The organism is Cohaesibacter gelatinilyticus (assembly GCF_900215605.1).
GTDB classification, from domain to species: domain Bacteria; phylum Pseudomonadota; class Alphaproteobacteria; order Rhizobiales; family Cohaesibacteraceae; genus Cohaesibacter; species Cohaesibacter gelatinilyticus.
In genome coordinates this window covers 137132-154862 of the sequence record NZ_OBEL01000004.1, presented here as the reverse complement: position 1 = coordinate 154862, position 17731 = coordinate 137132, and the positions used below count along the sequence as shown (strand labels likewise).

General features: G+C 51.0%; 18 protein-coding genes. 11 read left to right on the top strand and 7 right to left on the bottom strand.

The features are described 5' to 3' along the window. The first annotated feature begins 47 nt into the window (after positions 1-47). From CRO57_RS16675 to CRO57_RS16655, 5 genes are all read left to right on the top strand, one after another. On the top strand, positions 48-1307 hold the full coding sequence (locus CRO57_RS16675; RefSeq protein WP_097154620.1) for an ABC transporter substrate-binding protein: 1260 nt from the start codon (positions 48-50) through the stop codon (positions 1305-1307). Positions 1308-1369: 62 nt separating this feature from the next. Continuing rightward, entirely contained in the window at positions 1370-2263 is an 894-nt protein-coding gene (locus tag CRO57_RS16670; protein WP_097154619.1) for a carbohydrate ABC transporter permease, read from the top strand. Further along, positions 2260-3060: a carbohydrate ABC transporter permease gene (locus CRO57_RS16665; RefSeq protein WP_097154618.1), complete on the top strand. Its 801-nt coding sequence runs from the start codon at positions 2260-2262 to the stop codon at positions 3058-3060. Before CRO57_RS16670 ends, CRO57_RS16665 begins: the two co-directional genes overlap by 4 nt. Before the next feature lie 80 nt (positions 3061-3140). Continuing rightward, positions 3141-3941, top strand: a complete 801-nt coding sequence (locus CRO57_RS16660) for a phosphodiesterase (RefSeq protein WP_170956150.1) — start codon at positions 3141-3143, stop codon at positions 3939-3941. Positions 3942-4009: 68 nt separating this feature from the next. Beyond that, positions 4010-5218 (top strand): tyrosine-type recombinase/integrase, encoded by a 1209-nt coding sequence (locus CRO57_RS16655; protein ID WP_097154834.1) that lies wholly within the window; start codon positions 4010-4012, stop codon positions 5216-5218. A gap of 35 nt (positions 5219-5253) precedes the next feature. On the opposite strand, the gene CRO57_RS16650 is transcribed toward CRO57_RS16655, so the two are convergent. After that, positions 5254-6192 (bottom strand): LysR family transcriptional regulator, encoded by a 939-nt coding sequence (locus CRO57_RS16650; protein WP_097154616.1) that lies wholly within the window; start codon positions 6190-6192, stop codon positions 5254-5256. A 98-nt stretch (positions 6193-6290) separates the two neighbouring features. Between CRO57_RS16650 and nhaC the strand changes: the two genes are divergently transcribed. Together nhaC and CRO57_RS16640 are read left to right on the top strand one after the other, a co-directional pair. Then, positions 6291-7727: a Na+/H+ antiporter NhaC gene (gene nhaC / locus CRO57_RS16645; protein ID WP_097154615.1), complete on the top strand. Its 1437-nt coding sequence runs from the start codon at positions 6291-6293 to the stop codon at positions 7725-7727. Between the two features lie 69 nt (positions 7728-7796). Beyond that, a complete protein-coding gene (locus tag CRO57_RS16640) occupies positions 7797-8615 on the top strand; it encodes a hypothetical protein (RefSeq protein ID WP_097154614.1) in 819 nt (272 codons plus the stop codon). A gap of 94 nt (positions 8616-8709) precedes the next feature. On the opposite strand, the gene CRO57_RS16635 is transcribed toward CRO57_RS16640, so the two are convergent. From CRO57_RS16635 to CRO57_RS16620, 4 genes are all read right to left on the bottom strand, one after another. Then, positions 8710-9363 (bottom strand): DsbA family protein, encoded by a 654-nt coding sequence (locus tag CRO57_RS16635; protein ID WP_097154613.1) that lies wholly within the window; start codon positions 9361-9363, stop codon positions 8710-8712. Beyond that, the gene (locus CRO57_RS16630) at positions 9360-9827 is read right to left on the bottom strand and encodes a disulfide bond formation protein B (protein ID WP_097154612.1); all 468 of its coding nucleotides are present in this window, start codon (positions 9825-9827) and stop codon (positions 9360-9362) included. The genes CRO57_RS16635 and CRO57_RS16630 overlap by 4 nt, the downstream gene beginning before the upstream one ends. A gap of 39 nt (positions 9828-9866) precedes the next feature. Further along, positions 9867-10571, bottom strand: coding sequence for a L,D-transpeptidase (locus CRO57_RS16625; RefSeq protein WP_097154611.1), 705 nt, complete (start codon positions 10569-10571; stop codon positions 9867-9869). A 111-nt stretch (positions 10572-10682) separates the two neighbouring features. Next, the gene (locus CRO57_RS16620) at positions 10683-11063 is read right to left on the bottom strand and encodes a hypothetical protein (protein ID WP_097154610.1); all 381 of its coding nucleotides are present in this window, start codon (positions 11061-11063) and stop codon (positions 10683-10685) included. A 304-nt stretch (positions 11064-11367) separates the two neighbouring features. Here CRO57_RS16620 and CRO57_RS16615 point away from each other — a divergent pair, with 304 nt between their 5' ends. Genes CRO57_RS16615 through CRO57_RS16605 form a run of 3 tightly spaced genes read left to right on the top strand, consistent with a single transcriptional unit; the run spans position 11368 to position 13753 of the window. Then, positions 11368-12192 (top strand): ABC transporter substrate-binding protein, encoded by an 825-nt coding sequence (locus tag CRO57_RS16615; RefSeq protein WP_097154833.1) that lies wholly within the window; start codon positions 11368-11370, stop codon positions 12190-12192. Then, positions 12192-13022 carry an amino acid ABC transporter permease gene (locus CRO57_RS16610; protein WP_097154609.1) on the top strand — a complete coding sequence of 277 codons (831 nt, stop codon included), beginning with the start codon at positions 12192-12194 and terminating at the stop codon, positions 13020-13022. The genes CRO57_RS16615 and CRO57_RS16610 overlap by 1 nt, the downstream gene beginning before the upstream one ends. Next, on the top strand, positions 13019-13753 hold the full coding sequence (locus CRO57_RS16605; protein ID WP_097154608.1) for an amino acid ABC transporter ATP-binding protein: 735 nt from the start codon (positions 13019-13021) through the stop codon (positions 13751-13753). Before CRO57_RS16610 ends, CRO57_RS16605 begins: the two co-directional genes overlap by 4 nt. A gap of 130 nt (positions 13754-13883) precedes the next feature. On the opposite strand, the gene CRO57_RS16600 is transcribed toward CRO57_RS16605, so the two are convergent. Further along, on the bottom strand, positions 13884-15482 hold the full coding sequence (locus tag CRO57_RS16600; RefSeq protein WP_210200921.1) for an aldehyde dehydrogenase (NADP(+)): 1599 nt from the start codon (positions 15480-15482) through the stop codon (positions 13884-13886). A gap of 247 nt (positions 15483-15729) precedes the next feature. Here CRO57_RS16600 and gcvA point away from each other — a divergent pair, with 247 nt between their 5' ends. Next, positions 15730-16611, top strand: coding sequence for a transcriptional regulator GcvA (gcvA, locus tag CRO57_RS16595; protein ID WP_097154607.1), 882 nt, complete (start codon positions 15730-15732; stop codon positions 16609-16611). Positions 16612-16652: 41 nt separating this feature from the next. On the opposite strand, the gene CRO57_RS16590 is transcribed toward gcvA, so the two are convergent. Next, positions 16653-17711, bottom strand: coding sequence for a siderophore-interacting protein (locus tag CRO57_RS16590; RefSeq protein WP_097154606.1), 1059 nt, complete (start codon positions 17709-17711; stop codon positions 16653-16655). Between the last annotated feature and the right edge of the window lie 20 nt (positions 17712-17731).

Genomic DNA, 17731 nt, shown 5'->3' with positions numbered 1-17731 from the left:
AGGCACCTTAACGAAGAGAATGTTTCATCACCAAAAAGGCCCTTAAAATGACCCGTATCACTGCACTAGCAGCTATGCTCGCGACAAGTGTTCTTGTCAACCCGGCTGCGGCCGAAACCGAACTGACCATGTATTACCCGATTGCCGTTGGTGGCAAACTGACCCAAGTGGTCGACGGGATTGTTGCCGACTTCCAGAAGCAGAACCCCGATATCAAGGTCAATGCCATTTATGCCGGCAACTATGATGACACCCGCATCAAAGCTTTGTCTGCTCTGAATTCCGGTCAGCCAGCCCAATTGGCCGTGATGTTCTCCATTGATGCCTATGATCTAATCGAACAGGATCTGATCGTTCCATTTGAAGACGTGATTGAAGGCGAAGCAGAAGGCAACTGGTTGAATAGCTTCTACCCGGCGCTGATGGCCAACGGCAAGATCGAAGGTAAAACCTGGGGCGTACCATTCCAGCGTTCCACCATTGTTGCTTATTACAACAAGGATAAATTCCGCGAAGCTGGCTTGGATCCTGAAAAAGCGCCGACCAGCTGGGACGAGCTCATCGAAATGGGCAAGAAGCTGACCAAGGATGGCACTTCTGGTCTAATGATCCCATCCACCGGCTATCCTTACTGGATGTTCCAGGCCCTTGCCATTCAGAACGGCAAGGAAGTGATGTCCAACGATGGCACCACCACTTACTTCAACGATGACAGCGTTGTCGATACCCTGAAGTTCTGGAAATCCCTGTCTTCCGAGCATGGCATCATGCCAGAAGGCACCGTCGAATGGGGCACCCTGCGTCAGGCTTTCCTCGAAGGCAAGACTGCCATGATGTGGCACTCCACCGGCAACCTGACAGCGGTTAAAAACAATGCCAAGTTCGATTTCGGTGTTGCCAAACTGCCAGGCAAGGTTCGTCTCGGCTCACCAACCGGTGGCGGCAACTTCTATCTCTTCAAAAAATCCACGGATGAAGAGAAGCAGGCTGCGCTGGAGCTGATCAAATTCATGACATCTCCCGAGCAGGCTGCCAAATGGTCCATCGCAACCGGCTATATGGGTGTTTCCCCTGCCGCTTATGAGACCAAAGAGCTGAAGGAATATACAGCCTCCTTCCCTCCTGCACTGGTAGCGCGTGACCAGCTGGAGCATGCAGTTGCAGAATTCTCCACTTTTGAGACCGCTCGTGTGCGTGACGGTTTGAACAAGGCCATCCAGTCTGCCCTGACCGGCGAAAAAGAACCAAAGGCTGCACTGGATGAAGCACAGAAAGCGGCTGAAAAGGCACTGAAGGCTTACAAGTAATCCTCCCATGGGGCGCTGCTACTCTCCAGGTAGTGCCCCTCCCCCTCCAACATGGCAGGCTCATGCAACGCGCGTCAATTTTCTCCCCCACTCGAAGTACGATCCATGGCTGGCTCCTCATCACACCTGCTTTCGTGATGCTCTCCGCCTTTGCCTTCATTCCGTCCATCTCCTCGCTCTGGACTTCGCTGTTTTCGCGCGGAACACGGCGGAACCCTTCTGAATTTGTGGGGTTGGAAAATTATCAGACGCTGTTTGGTGATCCGACCTTTTGGCTGGTAGCCAAGAACAATCTTTTCTATGCCGGAGTAACCATTCCAGCCTCGATCATCTTTGCGCTGATCATGGCGCTCTGGGCAAATAGCAAGATCCCGGCCCGCTCCTTTGTGCGCACCGCTTATTTCACGCCCACTGTCTTGCCGATGATTGCTGCAGCCAATCTATGGCTGTTCTTCTATACGCCAAGCTTTGGAATTCTCAACCAGATTGGCAGCCTGTTTGGTATGGATTCTGTCAATTGGCTTGGGGAGCCAGAGACCGCGCTTTGGGCCGTGTGCATGGTCACCATCTGGAAAGAAGCCGGATTCTTCATGATCTTCTATCTGGCTGCCCTTCAAACCATTCCACCTGATCTGAAGGAAGCGGCCGATATCGAGGGCGCATCTCGCTGGACCTATACACGCCGCATTGTGTTGCCGCTCCTGATGCCAACCACTCTATTCATTCTGGTCAATGCCATGATCAACTCGGTCAAGCTGATCGATCATCTCTTCATTCTGACCAAGGGTGGACCATCCGATAGCACCAAGCTGATCCTCTATTATATCTGGGAAAATGCCTTCGCCTATTTTGATCGTCCGAGCGCAGCAGCCATGACCGTTATGGTTCTTCTGCTCCTTGGCGTAATGGCAGCCATCCAGTTCACATTCCTTGACCGGAGGGCTCACTACAGATGATGCGCTATCTAGAACCCTTTTTGGCCATAGTTCTGGCTATTCTTTGGATTTCTCCGCTGCTCTTTGCCCTCTGGGCGGCCCTGCATGATGTCTCAGACGCCGTGAATTTCCGCCTGTTGGCACCTCTGACCCTGGACAATTTCGTCACTGCATGGAACGGCACGCCATGGCTACGCTATTTCCTCAATAGTTTCCTTCTGGTGACCATGATTCTGATCGGACAATTCTTCCTGACCACACTTGCTGGCTATGCATTTGCACAAGTTCAGTTCAAAGGCCGGGAAGTTCTGTTCATTCTTGTCCTGTTGCAGCTCTTCATTCTGCCCGAAGTCTTGATCGTTGAGAACTACCGCGTAGCTGCCACACTTGGCCTGTTTGACACAATCCTCGGTATCGGAGCGCCTTATATGGCTTCAGCTTTTGGCATTTTCCTGATGCGGCAGGCCTTCAAATCGGTCCCAAAAGAGCTGGATGAAGCAGCTCGCGTTGAAGGTTGCGGTCTGCTGGGAGTTCTTTGGCGGGTTTATATCCCGGCGGCGCGCCCCACTTATATCGCCTATGCCCTGGTGTCTGTCTCCACCCACTGGAACAATTTCCTCTGGCCTTTGATTGTCACCAACTCCGAGAGCACCCGCCCGCTGACAGTTGGCCTGTCCTTGTTCGGTGCTCCGGAAAATGGCGTTGATATCTCGGTAATTTCCGCTGCAACCGTGATGGTGATTGCCCCGCTCCTGATCCTTTTCCTGGTCTTCCAACGCCGCTTTGTTCAGGCCTTTTTGACTGCAGGCATCAAATAGCCCCGTTTAAAGAGGCGTGCGCAAACGCGCCTCTTCACAGATCTCGCCCAATGAGAGCAAAGCATTTCAAGTTGCATAAAATGACACGCATTTTACAAATTTCCGACACGCATATCGTGGCTCCCGGCTCCCTTTATTATGGAAAGGTCGATACAAGAGCGGCCCTAAGAATGGCAATTGAGAGGATCAACCATGATCTTGAACGTATTGGGCCAATCGATTACGTCATCGTCTCCGGCGATCTGGTTGAACATGGCAAACCCGAAGAATATGCGGCTTTCAAAGCCACCATGGCGGATTTGAAGCTTCCCTATCTCGCCTTGCCTGGTAATCACGATTGCCGGGAAACCATGCGCAAGTCTTTTGCCGATCAGGACTGGATGCCAGAGGATGGTCCTATCCAATGGGTTCGAGAATTTGAGGATTTTTGTCTTGTTGGATTGGATACGTCTGTAACGGATGCTCCTCATGGTCAGTTGACTAAGGCTGGCCTTGCCTTTTTGTCTGAAACCATGCAACGACTGAATGGCAAACCCTTGATGATCATATTGCATCATCCGCCCATCCGCATGGGTATTCGCCCGATGGATGATATCAACCTGATTGAGGCTGAACGCTTCAAGACCTTGGTTGCCTCCTATAAAGGCCCGTGCAAAATTTGCTGTGGCCATGTGCATCAACTGGTGACCAGCCGCTTTGCCGAAGCTGATTTGATCATTGCTCCCGGCGTCTCGCACGGAGTGACGCTGGAGTTGCGCGAGGATGTACCCTACAGCTTTACCATTGAAAATGGTGGCATGCTCTTGCATGACTATCGCGATGGTTTTCAGAGCATTCAGATTCCGGTTGCACCAGCCAGCCCATCAATTCCCTTCTCTTGAGGAAAATCCTCCTTTATCCTGATGAGAAGTGATTCCTCACGGATAAGATGAGAAGAGAAGCGGCTTTCATGCATCAAGACAGACCAGATCCCTCTCAGAAAGACCTTACCAAGGCTGGTAAAGAGGGTTTTGACCAACGTCTGGAAGAGCTGGATTCCTTTGCTGCCATCCTGCCGCAAGGGCGCAATGAAACACTGGCCCATCTGTTGGAAGATGAGGATGTCGCCACCTTGCGCCATCTCGCCCATGAAGGCATGGGGGCGAACAGTCTACGCGCGCTAGCATCAGATTTTGGCTATTTACAAGCCTGGTGTCGAGTGGCCACCGGCTATTCCCTCACCTGGCCAGCGCCGCAAGATCTAGTGTTGAAATTCATAGCTCATCATCTCTGGTCCGAGGAAGAGAAAGCCCAAAACCCCGATCATGGCATGCCAAAATATGTGGGCGATCATTTACGGCAAGAGGGCCTTCTTCGCACATCCGGGCCACATTCACCGGGCACTGTCCAACGGCGTTTGGCCAGTTGGTCAACCTTGCATCGTTGGCGTTCCTTGGAAGGACCTTTTTCTTCCCCCGCCATTCGCGCAGCCATACGATTGGCCGTGCGTGTCGCGGACCGCCCGCGCAAACGAAAAAGCAAGAAACCGATCACGGCTGATATTCTGGAAGAAATCCTGAAAACCTGTCTGGGCGAACCACCTATGCGCCCCAGTTTACGCGATCATCGAGATGCGGCCATCCTGATGCTTGGCTTTGCTTCCGGTGGGCGCCGCCGGTCCGAGCTGGCTGGTTTGCGTTTGTCGCAAATCCAGTTTGAAGACCCTGTTTTGGCAGATCCCAATGATACAGACAGCGAGTTGCTCCCCTGCCTCACACTTAGTCTTGGCCGAACCAAAACCGAAGATGGCCAAGATGATAACGATGTCGTGCTGATCGGGCGTCCGGTGCATGCCCTGCAAGATTGGTTGAAAGTGGCCAAAGTGAAGAATGGCACTATTTTTCGGGCCATTAATCAATGGGGACATTTGAGCGAACGTCCCTTGAGTGCCCAAAGCATCAATCTCATTATCAAGGGCCGTATCAAAAAGGCCGGATTGAATCCGGATGACTATAGCGCCCATGGCTTGCGTTCGGGCTTTCTGACCGAAGCCGCAAATCGCGATATCCCGTTACAGGATGCCATGCTGCAATCCCGTCACAAATCAGTCATTCAGGCATCTCGCTATTATAGCGAAGCCAGCAAAAGCAGACGCAAATCTGCCCGTATGCTCGGTTGAATTCTCCATTTGGATTTCCGGACAAGCAATTGTCACTATCGAATGAAAGAGCAATTCTGGCTAATTGTTCCGTCTGCACAATCAATCAGAGCTTTTGCTAGCCAGCTGGAAAATATCCTGCTGCCCTTGCTCATGGGTCGCATTTCGTTTTTTCTGATGACATAATTGGCCGGAGATGGTTTTTCGATTGTTCCCAATCGAACCAGTGCACCACTTTTCAGTGCATCTTGCACCAGAATGGTCCGCCCCATGGCAACACCCTGTCCAAGCTCTGCCAGCAATAAACTCATGTTGGATTGAGGATAACGACAGATCCCGTGTGGCGTCGGACCATGACCACTCCCCTTCAACCATTCTGCCCAGATATCATCTGCACCGGAAAATGTATCCCCGAGAAGGGGAAGCGACATAAATTTCTCGGGTAATTCCTCATCGGAACAATCGACCAGATGATGCATTTTCACAAAGTCCGGCGAGGCGACGGGAAACAGACAATCTTGTGTCAACCAATTCTCGGAATTTTGCTTGGTGTAGAGGATGGTCAAATCTGCATCACCTGCGACCTCCGGCCCATCACCGGGTAACGTAAGAATCTTAAGATTGACTTCCGGATGCGCCGCAAAAAAAAGAGAGAGGCGTGGTAACAACCAGCGCACAGAGAAGCCGGGAAAGACCTCTACCGAGACATCCAGACTTTCTTTCTTGTTACGCTCAGCCAGTATCACTTCACGCATTTCACCAAATGCACGCTTCTGCGCATCCATCAATTTTTTGCCCGATGGCGTCAAAACAATTTGTCGCCCTTGCCTTTTAAACAGAGTAATACCCAGAGTTTCTTCCAACATCTTGATTTGTTGGCTCACTGCACTTTGCGTCACACCCAAGGCATTGGCTGCGGCCGTAAAGCTTTGATATGTCCCGCAAGTTTCAAAAACCCGAAACACTTTTTCTGATGGCAGCGACCAAATAGACATTAGAAAATCCTAATAGTAAAATTACTAACTTTGTATTTTTCTAACCAATAAACACTGATAGGTCTACGGGTTATTACCACTTGCCGGGGAGGACTAACGTGGAAAATAACAAAACAAGCCCATCTTTTGCGCAGTCTGCGCTGACCTTTGGTCTGATTGTAGCAACCATCGGAATCGGACTGTTCATTCTCAAAATTAGCTTGCATAGCCTGATGCTGGTTTGTCTCGTCATTGCGACATTCAGCGCATGGCGATTGGCCGGGGGCGACTTCACATCCATACGCAACGCCATGAATGATGGAATCTCTCGTGCCTTTGGCGCCATTTATATCTTCATTCTCATCGGGGTTTTGGTCGCCGCCTTCATTCAGTCTGGCACTGTTGCCACCCTGATCTATTATGGCCTTGAATTCATCTCACCTGCTGTCTTCTTGCCTGCCGGACTGATCCTTTGTGCCTTCATGTCAGTTGCCACCGGTACAAGTTGGGGAACAGTGGGTACCGCTGGCGTCGTCCTTATTGGTATGGGAGGCGCCATGGATATTCCCTTGGCGATAGTCGCCGGTGTCGTGGTGTCTGGTGCTTGCTTTGGCGATAAGATGTCACCGGTTTCCGATACCACCAATCTGGCTGCCATGTCCTCGGAAGTGGATCTGTACAAGCATATCCGCTCCATGACTTATACAACTGGTCCGACCTTTTTGATTGTCTTGGTAATCTATGCCGTGATCGGCATGCAGTTTGCCGACAACGCAATGTCCGTAGACCGTGTCAATGCAATGATTGAGGCGCTGGACAATACTTATGCCATCAATCTGTTCTGCCTGTTGCCCTTCATCGTGATGATTGCTCTGACCGCTGCAAAGGTCTCGGCAGAACCTGCCATGGTCGCAGCAGCAGCAACCGCAGTCATACTCGCAATTTTCATGCAAGGAGCTGATCCGGTGGCTGTGATGAATGCACTTTATAGCGGAGGTGGCAAAGGCTCCACTGGTATCGAAGCCCTTGATGGCTTGCTTGGTCGCGGGGGCATTTCTTCCATGATGTGGACCTTGTCTCTGGCTCTAATGGCGCTGGCACTCGGCGGCATTCTTTATGGTTTTGGCTTCCTGCAATCATTGATCTCTGTGGTTCTGATCCGCATCAAATCCGCATTCAGCCTGGTCACCTCCACTATTGTCACCTGTCTGGTCGGCAACATGACCATGGGCGAAGCCTATATGTCCATCATTCTGGGAGGTCAGCTCTTTGGCACTGCATATGATGAAAAAGGCATCGACCGCTCCGTCATGTCCCGCAGTCTTGAAGAAGGGGCAACCCTCACCACCGTATTGATCCCATGGACAACAGGCGGTGCATTCTTCGCTGCCACACTGGGCGTCAACGTTCTGGATTATGCACCATGGGCTTTGCTGAACTGGATGAACCCGATCATTGCGATCCTCTTTGCTCTGTTTGGCCTGTTCATTTTCAAGGCCAAGCCCAAAAAAGAGGAAACAACAACAGCCAAAGCCGTACCTGCCTCTGCTGGTTAACTTCAAAAAGCCGGGCTGCTCCACTCATGAATAGCCCGGCTCCAAACTCATTTTGATCAGGAAAATTCCATGCCCACCAAATCGTCTTTGGCAATCACCTACGATGCTTTGCAATTTACCCGCGCCATGCCGCAAGACCTGATTGATGGCATCCCGGTTCTGATGGTCAATCGTCTTGGTTCCACCGAGACATCCTATATGCGAACCGAGAATTTCATCGGTCATTGTGAACCGGACACAGTCTATCAAGTAAGCCTCGACAAGGGTTTTGTTCCCACCAGCGGTGAACCAATCAAATTGGCGGCCCCTGTTGAACCTCCCCATCTGGTCCTGAGCGGCAAATGGGAAACAAAAATCGACTATACCAACGATGACTCGAATATCCTGGGTGGCAATGGTCGATATGTCGTACCCAATGGGGAAAACCACATCACTATCCCCATAGCAGAAACCACGCCGGAACATCTGGCCTATTACGGAAGCTATCTGGTAAAATCAGGCGACCTGATACGCTTTGACAGCACAGGCAATCTGCCGGTCACTATCACGTCCGTTGGTGAAGATTATCCCGAGAATTATCTGCTCAAGGAAGATCTTGGCGGTGGTGCTTATCTCGAAGTTCATGACCGACCCCACTTTCACATGCCATTGGATAAAGACTGCGGCGGTTATCTGATCGTCGGCATGTGTGGTGATGATGGCATCAATCGTGTCTCTGCTTTCCAGATCCCATTTGGTTATGCCATCCACATGGGACCATGGGCCATCCATTGCGATGCCTATATAATCGGCCGCCATTTGGTCATCTATTCCGCAACGCCGGAATTTTCGACCGTGATCCTTCGAGATCAGGATAACGGTCTAGCCTCAATTCAATTTGATAAATAGCTTTGGTGAGCGATACTTGGGGTGGCATTCATAAAGTGTCACCCCACCTATCAAAGTTCGATCCATGAACCTAGGCACACGGCTGCCAAGGTCATCACTTTTGCAACTCAGTAGCCACCAGATCCACCAATTGCTGACTGCCAAAGCTTGGCAAAGGCCTGCCATTCACAAAGAAAGTCGGAGTCTTGTTGACGCCAAAAGCCTCAACATCTGCTGCATCCTGATTAATACGTGTCGTGATTTCCGGTATCATCATATCTTTGCGCGCTTTGTCGATATCCAAGCCAACCGATGCGGCTATCTTCATCGCTTCTTCCAGATCAGCCTGATGATTGATGGCCCATTTGGCCTGATCTGCAAAGAGAGCTGCGGTCACTTCCTTGAATTTTCGTTGCAAACGAGCTGCTTCCATCAGCCGAACTACGGCATCTGAGCCCTTGTGGAATGCGGCATAGCGTACAACAAGGCGGATCTCATCTGGCTTGGCAGCCAGGATCTGCTTCACAAATGGAAAAAATGCACGACAAGCTTCGCAAGCGGGATCGAGAAACTCAACGATCGTGACCTTGGCCTTTTCTGGTCCATAGGTAGGAGAATAATCGCGCTCCAACTGAGCATCCTTGCTCACTTGTGCAATCTGGGGAGAAGCAGTCAGCTCACCCTGATTGATTTTATATAGATAACCACCAACCGCAAATATGGCGGCGAAGGCGATGAGGACAATAAGAACCAGACTTTTACGGGTCATGAGGCATTTCCTTCGCGGGTTTTGATTGCCAGAAGTCCGAGAGCTACGACAATGATCAGGAAAGCCAGTACTGATAGATAGGGAAGTGGCAAGGAGAAAATGGTCATATTTGCATCCATACAAGATGGACCATCTTGAGAACATGGAACAATGGGTTTTGGGATCAATCCACCATAGAGGCCACTGTGATAGAGCGCAAAACCCAAACCGCCGATCGCCATAGGCAACCCATAGAGCCAGATACCAACATCAGAGCGATAAAGCGCGATGATCAGGATGATTGCCAGAGGAAACATGAAAATGCGCTGGTACCAGCACAGCAGACATGGCATCTGCCCCATGATCTCGCCGATGAAGAGGGCTGACAAAGTGGAGATCAACGCCACAAGTGCTGCAAGCGCAAGCAACCCCCATTGATCATTTGGTAATGCGGACGTTTTGTTGCCCGGTTCGTCTTGTGTCATGGATAGAAGGGGAGCCCATGGGCTCCCCTCTCCTTTATCTTACGCGATCTTGGTTTTAGGATCAGGGATCACAACAATCGGGGTGTTTTTCGGCACTCGATTATAGAGATCGATAATGTCTTGATTAAGCAAACGGATGCAGCCCGAAGACACCGCCTTACCAATAGAGCGTGGCTCATTGGTGCCATGCAATCGATAGAGGGTATCCTTCCCGCCCGAGAAAATATAAAGCGCGCGCGCACCTAACGGGTTTCCAAGACCAGGTGGCATACCTTTACGCCATTTTTTCAGCTCCGGTTGCCGATCAATCATCTCGGAAGGTGGTGTCCAGGTTGGCCAGGCACGTTTCCAGGCGACATTGGCTCGCCCCGCCCAGGAAAAACCCTGTCGACCAACGCCAATGCCATAGCGCATGGCCTTGCCATCTTCCATCACCCAATAGAGATATTTGTGAGGTGTATCGACCACCAGAGTACCAGGACGCTCGCCGGTCGGATCATCCACCAGCTTGCGCCAGAATTTGCGCGGCACGTCGCCAGGTTTGACGGCGGGAAGTGGAAAGCGCTCCTTTGGACGCGCCTGATACATATCAGGCACGGAAAGCTTTGCTGTTTTCAGTGGTGCTGTTCGCGTACTCTGACAACCACCAAGGCCAAGTGCCATCGCTCCGCAAAGAAAAGAACGACGAGACAGGGAGATCGGGCCTCTATTCAGCCCATTTTTAAATTTTGTAAAGTTCGTCATGAAGAAAAGATCTGCATTTAAGCCACATCAATCACCCCGAATTCATGGATCAAGTCTTTTCAAGCCCAAACAAGCGAGAAGATTCATGATTTCAGAATGCATGAAAAAGGATCAAATATGCAGAAGCTTGGGAGGGCGGTCGAGCCCAGCAACAGGCAAGCTGTCGCTACGATGGTCCGTCCAGTCCAGCAAGGATACTTCCTCAGGCGGTATAACACCCCCGACTGGCAAAGGAAGATTGGCCCAGCAATAGGAGCAATGTTTGGCTTTGCTCAACTCGCTCTCTGAAGTCTGATCAGAGGGCTGTTGTATCGATACACGATCTACACCCACCACGATAGGCGCCAAAGCGGCAGAAACATATTCGGCAGTGCTGGTGCTTTGAGAATTCTTACATTCGGTATGCGTCACATAGTCAGCCCGTGCCTGTCCGGCACCAACCAGACAGCCAATCACGGCAAAGACAGTTAATATGTGAGCAATCCAACGCATGAATCCCTCTTACGCGCTTCGCGGTTTGCTGGCAACCAGCTAGCGCTGACTTTTATGTCAGCGTTGAAGAGTGTCACATATTTATCGCGTTCCGACTATGCACAATGCTGGCGATCGTGGTGACAAAATATCAACCCAAGACTGGACAGAAGGGGCTGATTTGTATCTTCTAGGGTCAACTTGCATTGACCGTTTTTTTCCGATCATGCTGAAATTTCCCACCCGGGCTATATCAGACTATTTTTGTTTGATGCTCTCAACAGCCACTAGCCCGATAGCGACAGAACTATCAAAGGACATTGTCATGAAATCCTTGCTGAAACTCACCGTTTGCACGCTGGCGCTGGCCGCCTTCAGCAATGCAGCTCAGGCTGAACAATGTGCTGCAGGCAAAACACTGGAAGCAGGCAAGTTGACGATCGCCACAGGCAATCCAGCCTATTTCCCTTGGGTGATTGATGATGCCCCAGAAAGCGAAAAAGGTTTTGAAGCCGCAGTCGCATACGCTGTCGCCGGAAAAATGGGCTTCGAGAAAGACGATGTTATCTGGGCGCGTGCGAGTTTTGATGAATCCATTCAACCAGGTCCAAAAAACTTCGACGTCAATTTGCAGCAATTCTCCATCTCTGCGGATCGTGACAAGATCGTTGATTTCTCCTTGCCATATTATTCCTCTGCCATGGCGGTGCTGACAACCAAGTCAGTCGTTGAAGCCGGTGCGAAACCAGAGCTGGCATCGCTGAAAAAGCTCAAATGGGGTGCGGATGCAAACACAACTGCAGTTCCCATGCTGACTGGTCTTGTTGAACCAGAGAGTGATCCACTGCTTTACAATGAGCAGGCCGACGTATCCGCCGCAATTCAGGCAGGTCAGATTGATGCTGCCCTTTTCGATTTGCCAACTGCGCTTTACCTGGCAGCAGTTGTTGTTGACAACGGCGTAGTTCTTGGCCAGTTCCCAGCTGATCGCACTGAAAATCCAGATCAGTTCGGCATGCTGATGGAAGAAGGCAGCAAGCTCAAACCATGTGTTGATGAAGCAATCAAGGCACTGACAACTGACGGCACTTTGGCCAAGCTCGAAGCCGTTTGGCTTTCTGAGACCACGAGCGTTCCGGTCATCAAATAATGTCGGTAAATTCGAAGGGTTTGACCCGTCGTCAGGTGTTTGAACAAAAGCTCAAACGCCGCTCGATTTTTCTCGCAGCTATCTCCACCAGTGCAGTCTTTCTGGCACTGGTGGCGCTCATTCCAATGGCCCCCGGCTGGGAGAAGGTAAAACAGAGCTTTTTCAATTGGGATGTAATGGTTAAAACCTTTCCCAAACTGCTCAGCGCCTTCTTGATGGATGTCGCCATTTTTGCCTGGTCGGTACCACTGATTGCCGCTCTTGGCCTTGCCATTGCACTGGCCAGAGATGTACGCAACCCAGCCCTATATCCCTTGCGCATGTTTGGCGCGCTTTACACGGATATCTTTCGCGGTGTGCCGGTCGTATTGGTGGTCTATTTGGTTGGCTTTGGCATCCCCGGCCTTGGCCTACAAAGACCGTTCAACTCCCCCTACCTGTGGGGTACGGTTGCGCTGGTTGTAACCTATGCGGCCTATGTTGCGGAAATTTTCCGGGCAGGCATAGAGTCAATCCATCAATCTCAGCGAAACGCAGCTTTGTCTTTAGGGCTTTCGCCTTCTGATTCCATGCGGTTTGTCGTGCTGCCACAGGCCATAAGGCGGGTAATTCCGGCACAAATGAATATCTTGATCGCACTACAGAAGGATGTGGCTCTGCTGTCCTTCATCGGACCGGTAGAAATCTTCCGGCAGGCCGGTGTGTTCAAATCTCTGCTGGCCAACTTCACTCCTTACGTGGTGGCAGCTGCGATTTTCCTCATTGTGACCATTCCCGCCACGCGCCTTGCAGATCACCTGATTTCCAAGCAAAACCGAGCCCGTTCATGAAGCTGAAACTGATCAATCTGCATAAGGCCTTCGGGACCAATAAAATCTTGAATGGTATTTCGCTCAATGTGGATCAGGGGGAAATGATCTGCCTGATCGGCGCATCTGGCTCAGGCAAATCCACATTGCTACGTTGTATCAACCTGCTCGAACCCGTTGATGACGGCGAAATCTGGCTCGATGGCGCAGAAATTGGCGATCCTGCACTTGATCCTCAACCTGTGCGCCAGAAGATAGGCATTGTCTTCCAATCCTATAATCTCTTCCCGCATATGACAGCGGAGGAGAATGTAATGCTGGCCCCACGACGGATTTTCAAAAAGTCCCGTGATGCACTTCGCCCGCAAGTCGAGGCTTTGTTCAATCGCTTCGGCCTCTTGGATCGCATGCAGCATTATCCAGATCAATTGTCCGGGGGACAGCAGCAGCGGGTTGCGATTGTTCGTGCTCTTGCGATGAATCCCGAGATCATGCTGTTTGATGAGATTACATCGGCGCTTGATCCTGAGCTGGTAGGTGAAATCCTTGAAGTGCTCAAGTCCCTTAAAGATGATGGTATGACCATGGTCCTCGCAACCCACGAAATGGCCTTTGCAAGGGATGTCGCCGACCGTGTTTGCTTCCTGGATAAAGGCCGCATTTTGGAACAAGGCATACCGGAGCAAATCTTCTCCAACCCCAAGGAAGAGCGCACCAGAGACTTCCTTGCCCGCGTCTTGCGCAAGCATTGATTGAGCAAAACCTCTTCCAACAAGCCTGAAAAGACAAAGCCCTTCCAATGATCAAAAAATCATTAGAAGGGCCTTAAATCGTTGCAATAAAGCGCTTTTGATCAAAAGCGTTTTATTTTTGGGATATGCCTTAAGCAGAAACCGGATCAGTGGTCCAGGCACCATTGACCAGACGTGGAATACCCAGCGGATTTTCATCTTTCAGTTCAAGTGGCAGCAATTCCTGCGGGGTGTTCTGGTAGCAGAGCGGACGCACGAAACGATCAATGGCACGCTCACCAACGGAAGTGGACTGCACATTGGTGCTTGAAGGATATGGGCCGCCATGAGACATGCCAGCACACACTTCCACGCCAGTGCCGTAACCGTTGAAGATCAAACGACCAACTTTGTTCTGTATCACTGCAGACAGGCGCTGGCTCATCACCAGATCACCGCTTTCAGCAAAAATGGAGCTGGTCAGGTGACCGTGGAAGCTGGCAGCAATCTGCAACATTTCTTCGTCAGATCCGCAGACAATCGCGAGCGTGGATGGACCAAAGATCTCTTCCTGCAACTCTTCATCAGCCAGATAATCACTAGCTGAAACCACCATCAAAACCGGCTGGGCATTGTTGCCGTCAGTCTCAGGACCGAAAGCCTTGACGCTAACGCCATTGGAAGCCTGACGCTTTTTATTGCCATCATTGAAAGAGCTGCTAATGCCCGGTGTCAGCATGCATTGTGCCTGCTGCGCGGCAATGCCTTCGGCAGCCTTACCAAGGAATGCATCGGTATCTTTGCCGTCTTTGACCACCAGAATACCAGGATTGGTGCAGAACTGACCTGCGCCAAGCACCATCGCACCAACGAACGCTTCTGCAATGCCTTCCGCTTTCTCGTTAAGGGCTTTGTCCAGCAGGAAAACAGGGTTGGTAGAACCCAGTTCACCAAAGAAAGGAATTGGCTCAGGACGCTGGCTTGCGAGGTTGAACAGCGCACGACCGCCACCAACAGAACCGGTAAAGCCACCTGCCTTGATGTCCTGATGCTGTACCAAAGCTGCACCAACCGTCTGGCCTGGACCATGGATAAGGCCAAAGGTACCAGCGGGCACACCGGATTTTTCGATGGCTTTTTTGATACACTTAGCAACCAACTCGGACGTACCAGGATGAGCGGAGTGGGCTTTGACGATAACCGGGCAACCAGCTGCCAGAGCTGAAGCCGTATCACCACCAGCGGTGGAGAATGCCAATGGGAAGTTGGAAGCCGCAAAAACCACAACAGGACCAAGAGCGATCTGGGTCAATCGAATGTCTGGTTTTGGTACAGGCTGGCGATCCGGGATAGCGGTATCAATAACAGCACGCTTCCAGTCGCCACGGCGCAACACGTTGGAGAATTGACGCAGCTGACCGGTGGTACGGCCCAGCTCACCACGCAAACGCATTTCTGGAAGACCGGTTTCAGCCATGCCGCGCTCAACGATAACGTCAGCTGCCGCTTCCATCTGAGAGGCGATCTCATCGAGGAAAGACGCACGTTCTTCTGCAGTCAAGGTGGAGAAAATCGGGAATGCCGCATCAGCAGCAGCCACTGCCTCGTTCACTTCATCCAGATTTGCATTTTGAAACTCGGTTGGCAGTTTCTCGTTGGTTGCCGGGTTCAGTGCCGCAAATGCACCATCTTCGGCGTCGCTTTTCCAAGCTCCATTGATCAGTTGCTTGCCGGTAAGACTCATATTCATCATCCTATCTGACTTAAAGCGCGTTCCCGAAAAGTTGAAGCACTTTTCGGATAAGAATTCGCTTCGAAATAAAGTGTTAAAGCCTTTCGTATGGTCCGATTATCATTCAATAAGGCTTTAACATGGATTGGAAGGGTAGTTTGAAAGTTGCCCCATCATAGAAATCCTGTTCAATAGTGACAAAAGAGGAATTCATGCCTATAGATGAATAAATACTCATTAATAGAGTTCAATCACGGAACCTGCCATGGCCTTTCCATCTCTCAACGTTTTACGCACTTTTGAAGCTGCTGCTCGCCATGAAAGTTTCCAAAAAGCAGCGGAAGAGCTACATATTAGTGCTTCTGCGGTGTCACATCAGATAAGACAACTGGAAGACATTCTTGGCGTGAAACTGTTTGGCCGCACAGGGCGGAGGGTGATTTTGACGCAAAAAGGTGAGTATTACTTCAACAATGTACAGCAAGGAATCCAGATCCTTGTTCAAGCGACAAACTCGATCATGGACCCGATGCGAGACCGGCAAATCCGCATGTCCGTGGTTCCCTTTTTCGCCACCCGTTGGCTGATGCCAAAGCTCGAGACCTTTCAGATTCAGCATCCCGGCTGGGAATTGGCAATCCAGACTAGCACGCAGAAATCAGACTTTGATCTGGAAGACCTTGATCTCGTCATCCGTCGTGGTGGCGGCTCCTGGGAAGGTATGCATCAGCATCTCCTGATGGAGGAGCAATTGATCGCCGTGGCTCTGCCTTCCGTTGCCGATCAGATATCGTCCTTACAAGATCTGCAAAAGGCGAGCCTGCTCTATAACTCTCAAGTACCAAGTGAATGGCCGGAATGGTTCGCTAAACTGGGGCATGAATTCACCCCCTCCTCTGCCCGGCTGGAATTTCAAAACAATTCGCAAATATTGGAGGCCTGTCTCATGGGCGCGGGTATCGCACTGATGGATCCACAATTGCTGAAAAATGATCTGGCAAGCGGACGCGTTACCCAAGTCTTGGATCATTCAGTTGCCGGTATGCGCAACTATTATCTCGTCTATCCGGAAAGCCATGAGCAACGCCGATCCATCCCGCTCTTTCGTGACTGGATCCAGAGCCTGTTGGCAGGGGAAGCCACATAAAGACAAAGACCTCCACCAAAAAGCGGAGGTCAATCGAATACTCAAACCTCTTCCCAATAGCCAGCGATATAGCTGTTCTTGGTATTGAAGCCCTTTTCATCGCGGAAATAATGCTTGGCCTTGCGCGCAACACTCTTCTTGGCGGCAAGCCAGACAAAAGCTCCTTTGCCTTCGGGTAATTCGGCCTTCTTCGCCTGATCCAGCAAACACTCATGGGACCGCCCATCACGAATGACCCATTCGACCGAAATCGAGGGAGAATGTGTCACTGGAATCTGGTCACCCTCTTTTTCAATGCTCAGAAACACAGTGCCTTTTGTCGAAACCGGGATGGTCTCCAGAATACGCGAAATGGCGGGAATGGCAGTCTCGTCCCCTGCGATCAAGATATTATCAGCCTCTGGAATCCAGCCACCAGATGGACCCATCAAACCTACCTTGTCGCCTTCCTTGGCTTGGCTTGCCCAGTCTGCGGTTGGGCCACCTTCGTGCAGGAAAACATCAAAATCAAAGGCCGGTATCTCTTTATCGATCTTGCGAACGGTATAAACTGGACGCATCAATTCCTGCTCTCCCTTTGGCCAGACGGTACGACCTGCCTCATCCAAATAGGGCCACACAGGGACGGAGCCAGCCTGCTTGGGGAACACAAGACGGAAATGCATGCCGGTATCGAAGAAGCGTTCAATCCCTTTGCCTCGCACGGTCACCCGCACAAAGGTCCGACCAATCGGCTGAGTAGAGGTCACACTCACTTCACGAAAATTTGGCGGTGTCTCTCCTGCAGGCAGATCGCCACGCCATTGAAGCGGCTCCTGTGAGTGATTGGTGCTATGGCCAATATGATCATCCACGCCCTCTTTCAGCAGATAAAGCGCTTCCTTATTGGGTGAGGAAATTTTGAGCCGTACTGCGTCGTCATGGGTGAGCAAATCAATCATGCCCATCGGTGTCTCGATCCGGTATTGATCTTTTCCCAAAGGAGCCAAAACAAGATTATGCTCCTTTGCTTCGGCATCGAACAACGCAATAGCCTGATCAGGTGAAACATAGGGGATCTGGCTTTCGAGCTTGAAGATAATCGGATCAAGAGTGAGCATTGGCTGGACCGTTCTTTTAC